Below are 10,203 nucleotides of genomic sequence, written 5' to 3'. Positions count from 1 at the left end.
CCGAGTTCTCCACAGAGTAGACGTCGGCAGCGTCCGATGTGTATAAGAGAGCGCAGCAGGGCGGTCGGCGGGAAGACTGGCTGGGGGGGGCGACCGGCGGCAGGCGAGCGGTGAGGCGGCCTCGCCCGTGAGCAGATGGGGCTAGCGCCCCATGGCGAGACCCGAGAGGGGCGACGTTCTTGCACTCGCCTCGCCCGCGGGCAGATGAGTCTAGCGTTCCATGGCGCGGGCGATGAGAGTGCGCAGCTCGTCGATACCGTCGCCCTTCTCCGACGAAGTGACCACCATGGGCACGCCCCGGGGCAGGTCGAGGGCCTTCTTGATGGCGGCCCGCTGCTTCTGCTGCTGTTGCTTCGACAGCTTGTCGGCCTTGGTCAGCACAATGGCGAAGGGCAGTTCCGCATCCTGCAGAAAGCGCACCATGTTGCGGTCGAGCGCCGAGGGGTCGTGGCGGATGTCGATGAGCGACACCACCAGGGCGAAGTCGCGGTCCTGGTTGTAGTAGCCCTCAATGAGGTCGCTCCATCGGCCCTTCTCGGATTTCGACACCTTTGCGAAGCCGTAGCCGGGCAGATCCACCAGGTCGCGGCCGTCCACGTCGTAGAAGTTGATGGTGGCTGTCTTGCCGGGGGTGGATGACACCTTTGCCAGGCCCTTGCGGTACATAAGCTTGTTGAGCAGCGACGACTTGCCCACATTTGAGCGCCCTGCGAAAGACACCTCGGGGCCGGTGGACGCGGGCAGCTGCGCGGAGGTGCCGTAGGCGGCCTTGAACGATGCGGTATGGAAGTTCATGGGGGCTCCTTCGGGGATGGGACGGTATCGCGTGTTCGGGCGTGGCGGTGCGGCGCCGCACGGCGTGCACGGCGAATGGCCGCTCGCACGGACGGGTGGCGCCGCTCTCTTGCGCGGGTGTCAGGCGCTGCTCGCTCGCGCGGGTGCCCAGCGGCGGTCGCCCGCGTACGGACAGTCAGCTTGAAAACGACCGTTTTCGAGGCCTCTTCGCCTCATGACTCGTATTTTGGCTTGAAAACGACGAGTTTGGAACCTAAAAGCGATTGAAACCGGCTGCGATAATACACGAGCAGGGAAAATGCTGCGTCAGTAATACGCTTTACGTTGAGAATCGAGCCTTCGGGTACCAAAACCGTCATTTTCAAGCCATTTCGCGGCCAACAAGGCGGAGAATGGTTCCATTCATGGTAGCCGAAAGATGAACCACGCAAGGATGGGAGCAGCGGAATGGCAGAAAAAGGACGCAGCGACAAGTTGGAAGTGGCCCGTATCACGGGCGTGCAGGGGATTCGGGCGGCCATGGCGCGTCTGGCCGACGACGAGGCCGAGGTGCCGCTACCCACCGACGAGGTGGATGCCCCCCGTCCGGTGAAGACCTGCGCCGTCTGCGCTGCCGACAATGACGGCACCCGCGACACCTGCTGGAACTGCGGCGCGTCGCTTCGCCGGGTGCGGTAGGATGCGCATTGCCGCGTTGGGCGGAGGGGCGTCCCTCCGCCCAACGCGGCAGGAGTCCGCGCTGCCGCATCGGGCGCGGAGACGCCTCGCTGCCTGGCGCGATGGGGCGCTTCGGCGGATGGGGGCCATGGGGCTTTCCGGTTGCGCTCCCCGCGAGCGGGCCATGGCCGAGACAGGGGACGCCCCCGCCGGTAACTCGCCGATCGACCCCAATGTGAGCGATGAGAAATCCAACGCCTGGCTTGACGAGATGATCATGGCGGAGCCTGAAGTGAACGGCGACTACACGGCACCCGACGGCACGGTCATCCCCGCTGTGTACCTGCGCCTGCGCAACCGCATCAACCGTATCGGCTATGGTGTGGGCTCGGAGATCGAAGGCAACGGCACCGAGTGGGATTTCTACAAGATCATGTTCTCGGAGGAGGATGCCGAGCATTATCTCGAGATGCCCCTGTACAAGAAGTTCAACGCCAACGACTATGCGGCCATCAGCGGGCGTCCCCTGGACGAATGCAAGGAGATCCTGGCCGATATGGGCAAGCGCGGCTTGCTCTGCACCCGCTATATGGGCGGCGTGCCCTACTATCATCTTCTGACGAGCGAGTGGGGTATCTGGGAGTACAATCTCGATCGCTTTTACGAGCCGGGCTTCATGGAGGCCCACAACAACCGCGCCGGCGACGACATGCCCATCGAAATCAACGACATCGAGCGGCCTCAGCTGCTGGTCATGCCGGTGTCGAAGGACATCGTGAACGGCGACCTTTTGCCGTACACCTCCTGGGAAGAGCTGTTCTTGCGCAACGAGTACATCTGCGTGGCTCCCTGCCAATGCCGCACCCGCGCCGATGTGCTGGGATTCCAGACCGACGTGTGCGCCGAAGGGCATCCGAGCGAGACCTGCATGGTGTTCGGCGACGTGGCCCGCTACTTCATCGAGCGCGGCGAAGGCCGCCAGCTCACGCCCGAGGAGGGCATCGCCCTCGAGAAGGAGATCATCGATGCGGGCATGGTGCCCGAGGCCCAGTGGACCAAGCAAGTGGACTTCCTGTGCAACTGCCATGGCGACTGCTGCCTGATTCTGTCGGAGTACGTGGCCGCCGAGGGCACGGGCAACGTCATGCAGAACGTGAGCCCCTACAGCCTCAACTACGACAAGGACGCCTGCATCAAGTGCGGTCAGTGCGTCGACCGCTGCCCCATGAGCGCCATCAGCTTCGGCGATGACGGCGGTGCGCTTGCCGGACATGCCGGCTTCTGCTCCCCCTTGCAGGGGGCACGGTGGCGGGCGCGGGCCTTCCTTTGGGGAAAATCACGGCTATAATGGGGCAATCAATTCGCGGTCGGGAGCGGGCGACGGGCGCGGTCGGTGCGGGGGCACGGGCCGATGCGGGCGTCTGCGGGCCCGGCCGAGCAAGCCGCGAGCATTCGAGGGAGAGCCATGAAAGCCTACAATCCCCATGAGATCGAGCCGCGCCTCCAGCTTGCCTGGGAGGAAGCGGGCCTGTTTTGCGTGCCGGAGAACTCCGACGCGCCAAAGAAGTACGTGCTGGAGATGTTCCCGTACCCCTCCGGCGACATGCACATGGGCCACGCGAGCAACTACACCTACGGCGATGTGGCGGCCCGTTACGCCAAGATGCAGGGCTTCGACGTGCTGCACCCCATGGGCTGGGACGCCTTCGGCCTGCCCGCCGAGAATGCCGCGGTGAAGCATCACAGCCATCCGGCCCTGTGGACCTACCAGAACATCGAGACCCAGCGCAAGAGCTTCACGCGCATGGGATTTTCCTACGACTGGGACCGCAAGGTGGTGGCCTGCGACCCCGAGTACTACCGCTGGGGCCAGTGGATCTTCCTTAAGTTCTGGGAGCGCGGGTTGGTGGAGCGCCGCAACAGTCCGGTGAACTGGTGCCCGAGCTGTGCCACGGTGCTCGCCAACGAGCAGGTCATCGAGGGGCGCTGCTGGCGCTGCGACTCCGAGGTGGAGAAGCGCGATCTCACCCAGTGGTACTACAAGATCACCGACTACGCCCAGGAGCTGCTGGACGACCTGGACCAGCTTGAGGGCTGGCCCGAGCGCGTGAAGCAGCAGCAGGCCAACTGGATCGGTCGCTCCGAGGGCGCCAACGTGGACTTCATCCTGTGCGATTCGCAAGGGAACGCTCCGGCCGAGCCGACGGAAGACGACATCATCACCGTGTTCACCACTCGCGCCGACACGCTGTTCGGGTGCAGCTTCTTCTTGCTGGCCCCCGAGAGCAAGCTGGTGCCCCAGCTGGTGGCCGGCACGGAATACGAGCAGCCCGTCATGGAGCTCGTGGAGGCCGCCAAGAAGGTGACCGCCGTGCAGCGGGCCCAGGGCGACCACGAGAAGCACGGCGCCTTCACGGGCCGCTATGTGGTGAACCCCATCAACGGCGAAAAGGTGCCCGTGTGGGTGGCCGACTACATCGTGGCCGACTACGGCACCGGCGCCGTGATGGCCGTGCCCTGCGGTGACACGCGCGACTTCGAGTTTGCCCGCAAGTACGATCTGCCCATCATCCCCATCATCCTGGGCGACGACGACCCGCTGTACCCGTCGTTGAAAGACGAGCAGAACCGCGTGGTGACCGAGGTGGACTGGCCGGAGGCCTACGCCGCCGAGGGCACCCTCGTGCAGTCGGGCCCCTACACCGGCATGGCCGGCGGCAAGCACTCCGAGGGCGAGGCCGCCATCGTGGCCGCCCTGGAGGAGGCGGGCCGCGGCAAGCGCACCGTGGAGTTCCGCCTGCGCGATTGGCTCATCTCCCGCCAGCGCTACTGGGGCAATCCCATCCCGGCCATCCACTGCCCCACCTGCGGCGTGGTGCCGGTGCCCGAAGAGGATCTGCCCGTGCGCCTGCCCGAGGACATCGACCTGGCCGCCGGCGAGACTTTGGCCACCCACGCCGGCTTCGCCGAGTGCACCTGCCCCGTGTGCGGCGGCCCGGCCCGGCGCGAGACCGACACCATGGACACCTTCACGTGCTCCAGCTGGTACTACATGCGCTACACCGACCCGCACAACGAGCATGGCCCCTTCGATCCGGCGAAGGCCAACGGCTGGATGCCCGTGGACCAGTACATCGGCGGCATCGAGCATGCCATTTTGCACCTGCTCTACAGCCGCTTCTTCACGAAGGTTCTGCGCGATCTGGGTATGCTCGACTTCGACGAGCCCTTCACGAACCTGCTGTGCCAGGGCATGGTGCTCGATGCCCACGGCGAGGTGATGAGCAAGTCCAAGGGCAACGTGGTCTCTCCCGAGGCCATCATCGCCGAGTACGGCGCCGACGCGGTGCGCACCTACACGCTGTTCCTCGGGCCGCCCGAGAAGGAGAAGCTGTGGAACGACGACGGCCTGCCGGGCATGTACAAGTTCCTGAACCGCCTGTGGCGCCAGGTGCACGACCTGGCGGGCAAGGCCGGCGAGGAGACGCTCTTCCAGCAGAAGCCGTCCGACGAGGCGGCCGTGGCCGCGGCGAAGAAGCTTGTGCGCGAGCGCCATCGCGTGGTGCAGAAGGTGAGCGCCGACATCGAGCGCAACAACTTCAACACCGCCATCGCCGCCATCATGGAGCTGTCCAACGCCGCCGGCGAGTACCTGCGCGCCTTCAGCCCCGACACCCGCGCCGCCTGCCCCGACCATCGGGCGCTCGACGCCGATGTGGCCGAGACCCTCGTGAAGCTCATGGCCCCCATCGCGCCGCATATCACCGATGAGCTGTGGCGGGAGGCCCTCGGCCGCGAGGGCTTCCTCTACGGCGAGCCGTGGCCCACGTTCGACCCCGAGCAGGCCCGCGCCGACGAGGTGGAGCTGGCCGTGCAGATTTGCGGCAAGCTGCGCGCCCGCATCATGGTGGCCGCCGATGCCCCCGAGGTCGAGGTGCTTGCCGCCGCCCGTGAGGCCGTGGCCGCCGCCATCGAGGGCAAGACGGTGAAGAAAGAAGTGTACGTGCCCGGCCGCCTCGTGAACATCGTGGCTGTTTAGCCCGCTGAGCGCTCTTTCCCGCTGCGAATGCGATGAAAGAAAGAGCGGATGGAGCGCGCACAAGAGCCTCACGCCAGCTTGCTTGTTGCTGGCGTGAGGCTCTTCCTTTGCCTATCGCGCTCTTCGTGGGGCGCTCAAAGGTCTGCGCCAAGGGGCGCCCCTCCCGCAACGGGAAGATGCAACGAGCGTTCGGGCGCGTACCCTAACGGCCGGGGCGAGGGAGGGGGCGGGAAGGGCCCTGGCGGTAGAAGGCGTGCTGGCCGGCGAGGTTCGCGCTGGCCTGGCGCACGACGATCTTACGGATGCGCAGGCCGAGGCGGTAGGCCCGGGAGCGGATAGCCTCGCCATAGGCACCGAGGAGGTGCTCGGTAGCGGCCACGTCGTCCACGTAGAGCCGCAGCCAGTAGCTCCTCTTCCCCTGGGTCTTGCCGCCCCGGCGCGATCCGGTGTCAGTGGACTCGCGCAAGAGCACCTCGTCCAGGGCCGCGCCGCGCACGGACTCAAGGAAGGCCCAGGCCTGCTCGGTGTCCTCGAACACGAGGCACACCGCCTTCTTCACCGTGTCCAGGGCCCGGGACTCGTCCTGGCCGCGCCAGGGGCCTCTCGCGGCTCCCTCGCTGACCGCGGGCTCTTCGCGCCCGGCGGCTATCTCCGGGAAGAGCTTGCGGGCGCGCATGTCCCACTTGGCGGGAAGGAAGCGCAGCTCGTCCACGGAAATGCCCTCATCGTGCAGGGCCTGGAGAAGCACCGATTGCCAGGCGTCCACCTCGGTGCGCACCATGGCGTCATCCAGGTAGATGCCGAATACCCACCAGTCGCGATCGCGGTCGGGGCCGCGACGGGGACGCTCGTCCTTGGCGATGAAGATGCCGTTGGTGTGGGCCAGAACGAGTCGGGCCACTTCCGGGCGCATCCGCCACGTGCGCTCCACGGCGGCGCGATAGCGCTCTTTGTTGCGGGCCCGCTTCATCGCGCGGGCCGCCTCTTCGCCGAGATTGGCGACGAGCATGTCCAGTTCGGTCGAGATAGTCTGCACCGCGTCTCCTTAGGTGAGGTCGCCCGGGGCATCGAGCGAGACGGTCTCGCCGCCCGTGTCCACGGGAAGTCGCAGCAGGGCGGCCAGAAAGTCCTTCGTGCGGGCCAGGGCCTCGCGCATGCTGTAGCGGGCCTGGTCGTTGTAGGTGCCCTTGTCGCAGGCCACCCCCCAGGCCTCCATGCCCAGGCAGTCGGCGGCGAACATGGCGCGGTAGAGGTGGTAGGCCTGGGTGGCCACGATGATGCGCTCGGCTCCGAAGACATGGCGGGCCCGGTACATGGACTCGTAGGTGCCCACTCCGCCGTGGTCCACATACACATCGGTGCTGGGAACGCCCAGATCCACGCAGAAGGCCTTCATGGCATCGGATTCGTTGTAATGGGAGGAGCGGTTGTCTCCGCTCACGATGATGGCCCGGGCCGCCCCGGAACGGTACAGATCCACGGCCACTTCCAGGCGATCGGCCAGGATGTCGCTCGGGGTGCCATCGGGGTACACGCTGGCCCCCAGCACCACTACGGCATCGGCCGGCTGCCCCTCGAGGAGCTCGGCGGTCTGGGCTACGGTGTGCACGTTGCCGCGGGTGGCGCCCACGGTGATGACGTTCGCCGCCACGACGACTACCGCCAGGGCCAGGGCTGCGAAGGCAAGCGCCCGCAAGCAGCGGGCGGCAAGCGACGGGCGGTGGGCGCGATCGCGGGGCACGGGGCACCTCCTGGGCGGACGACGGTTGGGAAGGCGTTCACTATAGCAAATTTGGGCCGCCTCGGGGGTCATCGCGGAAATGCGCAGATAAAGTCGGCATTAACTTGGTATACTACCGTGATGGAAACCGTTGCCTTACCGTAACGTTCCCCTCAACTGTTCGGTACCCTGCGAAGGACGCCTGTCATGTACCATTGCTCGGTCAACTTCTGCCTGGTCGGCCTCAGCGAAGAGGCGGCCCACATTGTGGAGAGCACAGCTCCGCTGCCCCCGTTCTCCCATAGCTACCAGCGCACCGCCGTCCCCGATGCCGCCTTGACGGCTCGGGCCGATGCGCTGTTCGTGGACGTGACAAAGCACGATGCCGCCGCATGGGCCGAAGAGCTGTGCGCGGTGAAGAAGCCGGCGGCCACCATGATGGTCATTGCCCGCCACGAGCAGGTGGAGGCGCTGGAGCCCTTCTTCAATCGCATTTCCGACATTTGGATCGCACCGCTGTCTCCGGCGGAATTCTCCTATCGCTACAACCATTGGCAGCGCGGCTGCAAGCGCTACGCCGATTCCTGGGAGACGGCCCAGTACCTGGAGGCCACGATCAATTCCATTCCCTGTCTTGTCTGGTACAAGTCTGCCGACGGCATTCACCATAAAGTGAACGATGCCTTCTGCGGCACGGTGAACAAGGCCAAAGACGATGTGCAGGGTCGCGGCCACGCCTATATTTGGGATGTGGAGGCCGATGACCCGGCGTGCATCGAATCGGAGCGCCAGGTTATGGAAACCGAGTCCACCATCGTCTCCGAGGAGGTGGTGCAGACCGGCGACGGAACGCGCCTGCTCACCACCTACAAGTCGCCCCTCTACAATATCGACGGCTCGGTCATGGGCACCGTGGGCGTGGCCATCGATGTCACTCAGGAACGGGCCTACGAGAACGAGATCGTCGACAAGAACCGCACCCTCGAGACCATCTTCACCTCCATGGAATGCGGCGTCATCACCCATTCCCACGATGGCCGTCGCATCATCGGCATCAACCAGGCGGCCTTGAACATCCTCGGCTACGACTCGGAAGAGGAGCTGCGGCGCGAAGGCTTCGACATGGTGGCCCCCTCGGTGCTGCCCGACGATGCCGATCGGCTGCGGGCGAGCATCGCCACGCTGAAGGCCGTGGGCGATTCGGTGAGCACCGAGTACCGTGTGCGCCACGACAACGGCGACATCCTGCACGTACTCGGCAACGTGAAGCTCGTGGAAAGCGACGGGGAACTGCTCTACCAGCGCTTCCTGCTGGATTACACCGATAAGAAGCTGGAAGAGGTGCAGAAGGACCGCTACCAGCGAGAGCTCATCCACGCCCTGTCCGAGGACTATCTGCTCGTCTGCTCCTTCGATCTGGATAGCGGCGAGGGCATTCCCCTGCGCGTGACGGCTGAGGAGGAGCGTGGCCTGGACAAAATCTTCTTCGGCTCGCTCGTGCTGGAGGAATGCCTGGGCGCCTACATGGACCAGGTCGTCTGCGAGGAGGATCGGGCCATGGTGCGGGCGTCGCTGTCGGCCGCGGCTCTGCGGGAAGAGCTGACCGAAGACAAGCGCATTCATGTGAACTACCGCATCCGACGCGGCGATACAGTGGAGTACTGCCAGGTCACCGCCGTGCGCACGGGCAGCTGGCCCGAGCATCACAATATCGTGCTCGGCTTCCGCAGCGTCGATATGCAGACGCGCGACGAGATGAAGCGCCGGGCACTGCTGGAAGAGGCCCTCGAGCGGGCCAACAAGGCCAGTGCCGCCAAGAGCGCCTTTTTGTCAAATATGTCCCATGACATCCGCACGCCCATGAACGCCATCGTCGGCTTCACCGCCCTGGCCGGCAGCCGCATCGACCAGCCGGAAAAGGTGCGGGAGTACCTTGGCAAGATCCAGTCCTCTTCCACCCATCTGCTGAGCCTCATCAACGACATCTTGGACATGAGCCGCATCGAGAGCGGCAAGGTGGCCCTCGACGAACAGCCCTGCAACCTCACGGTGCTGCTGGACGATCTGTACAGCATTATCCAGGCCGAGGCGAGCGCCCGCCAGTTGTACCTCACGGTGAACGCGGAGGGCATCGAGCATCCCAACGTGCGCTGCGACAAGCTGCGCATCAACCAGATCTTGCTGAACCTGCTGGGAAATTCCCTGAAGTTCACCAAGGCCGGCGGCTTCATCAAAGTGCATGTCACCGAAGTGGATGGTGCGCCGGCGGGTTACGGCCGCTACCGCTTCACGGTGTCGGATACGGGCATTGGCATGAGCTCCGAGTTCGTGGAGCACATCTTCGATCCCTTCGAGCGGGAGCGCACGAGCACCATCAGCGGCATCCAGGGCACGGGCCTGGGCATGTCCATCACAAAGAACCTCGTGGACATGATGCACGGTACCATTGCCGTGGAAAGCGAGAAGGATGTCGGCTCCCTGTTCACCATCGAGCTGACGTTGGCTCTGGGGTCGGGTGCGGGCGCGGTGGCGGCCCCGACTCCGATGACGAGCCTCGGCTCCGATCACCGCATGCGCGGCAGTCGCATTTTGCTCGTGGACGACAACGATCTGAATCGGGAGATCGCCATCACCCTGCTGGAGGACGAGGGCTTCATCGTGGAATACGCCGTGGATGGCCAGCAGGCCGTGGATGCCCTGCGCGAGGCCGGTCCCGACCACTTCCAGCTAGTGCTTATGGATGTGCAGATGCCGGTTATGAATGGGTATGAGGCCACCAAGGTCATCCGCCGTTTCGAGGACGAGCGCCTGGCGGCCATTCCCATTCTGGCCATGACCGCCGATGCCTTCGAAGAAGACCGCCAGCGGGCTTTGCGCTGCGGCATGGACGGCCACCTGACCAAGCCCATTGAGATGGACAAGCTCTTCGCCGCCCTCGATTTGATGCTGGCCTAGGGACGCCGCGTCCGGAGTCGGGCTGGAGCGGCGAAGC

Annotated in this window: 7 protein-coding genes; 4 read left to right on the top strand and 3 right to left on the bottom strand. The window is 65.2% G+C overall.

The genetic code is table 11. The features are described from left to right. Positions 1 to 210 precede the first annotated feature (210 nt). On the bottom strand, positions 211 to 795 hold the full coding sequence (gene yihA, locus F8D48_RS09450) for a ribosome biogenesis GTP-binding protein YihA/YsxC (protein ID WP_151431551.1): 585 nt from the start codon (positions 793 to 795) through the stop codon (positions 211 to 213). Between the two features lie 447 nt (positions 796 to 1,242). On the opposite strand from yihA, the gene F8D48_RS09445 reads away from it, so the two are divergent. The 3 genes from F8D48_RS09445 (at position 1,243) to leuS (ending at position 5,491) form a co-directional block, all read left to right on the top strand. Next, complete coding sequence (locus tag F8D48_RS09445) at positions 1,243 to 1,473, top strand: hypothetical protein (protein WP_016309621.1); 231 nt, start codon at positions 1,243 to 1,245, stop codon at positions 1,471 to 1,473. Between the two features lie 127 nt (positions 1,474 to 1,600). Beyond that, entirely contained in the window at positions 1,601 to 2,800 is a 1,200-nt protein-coding gene (locus F8D48_RS09440; protein WP_170272791.1) for a 4Fe-4S binding protein, read from the top strand. A gap of 117 nt (positions 2,801 to 2,917) precedes the next feature. Continuing rightward, positions 2,918 to 5,491, top strand: a complete 2,574-nt coding sequence (leuS, locus tag F8D48_RS09435) for a leucine--tRNA ligase (protein WP_151431547.1) — start codon at positions 2,918 to 2,920, stop codon at positions 5,489 to 5,491. 202 nt (positions 5,492 to 5,693) lie between these two features. Here the strand turns inward: leuS and F8D48_RS09430 are convergent, their stop codons facing one another. Together F8D48_RS09430 and F8D48_RS09425 are read right to left on the bottom strand one after the other, a co-directional pair. Beyond that, positions 5,694 to 6,527: a hypothetical protein gene (locus F8D48_RS09430; protein ID WP_151431545.1), complete on the bottom strand. Its 834-nt coding sequence runs from the start codon at positions 6,525 to 6,527 to the stop codon at positions 5,694 to 5,696. A 9-nt stretch (positions 6,528 to 6,536) separates the two neighbouring features. Next, on the bottom strand, positions 6,537 to 7,232 hold the full coding sequence (locus F8D48_RS09425) for a SanA/YdcF family protein (protein WP_240806299.1): 696 nt from the start codon (positions 7,230 to 7,232) through the stop codon (positions 6,537 to 6,539). 186 nt (positions 7,233 to 7,418) lie between these two features. Here F8D48_RS09425 and F8D48_RS09420 point away from each other — a divergent pair, with 186 nt between their 5' ends. Continuing rightward, complete coding sequence (locus tag F8D48_RS09420; RefSeq protein ID WP_151431541.1) at positions 7,419 to 10,166, top strand: PAS domain-containing hybrid sensor histidine kinase/response regulator; 2,748 nt, start codon at positions 7,419 to 7,421, stop codon at positions 10,164 to 10,166. Positions 10,167 to 10,203 lie beyond the last annotated feature (37 nt).

The sequence above is a fragment of the Adlercreutzia muris genome (assembly GCF_008831045.1).
In the GTDB taxonomy this organism is placed as follows: Bacteria; Actinomycetota; Coriobacteriia; order Coriobacteriales; family Eggerthellaceae; genus Adlercreutzia; species Adlercreutzia muris.
Note: the sequence above shows the minus strand (reverse complement) of the source record. Positions and strands in the feature narration are given on the sequence as shown.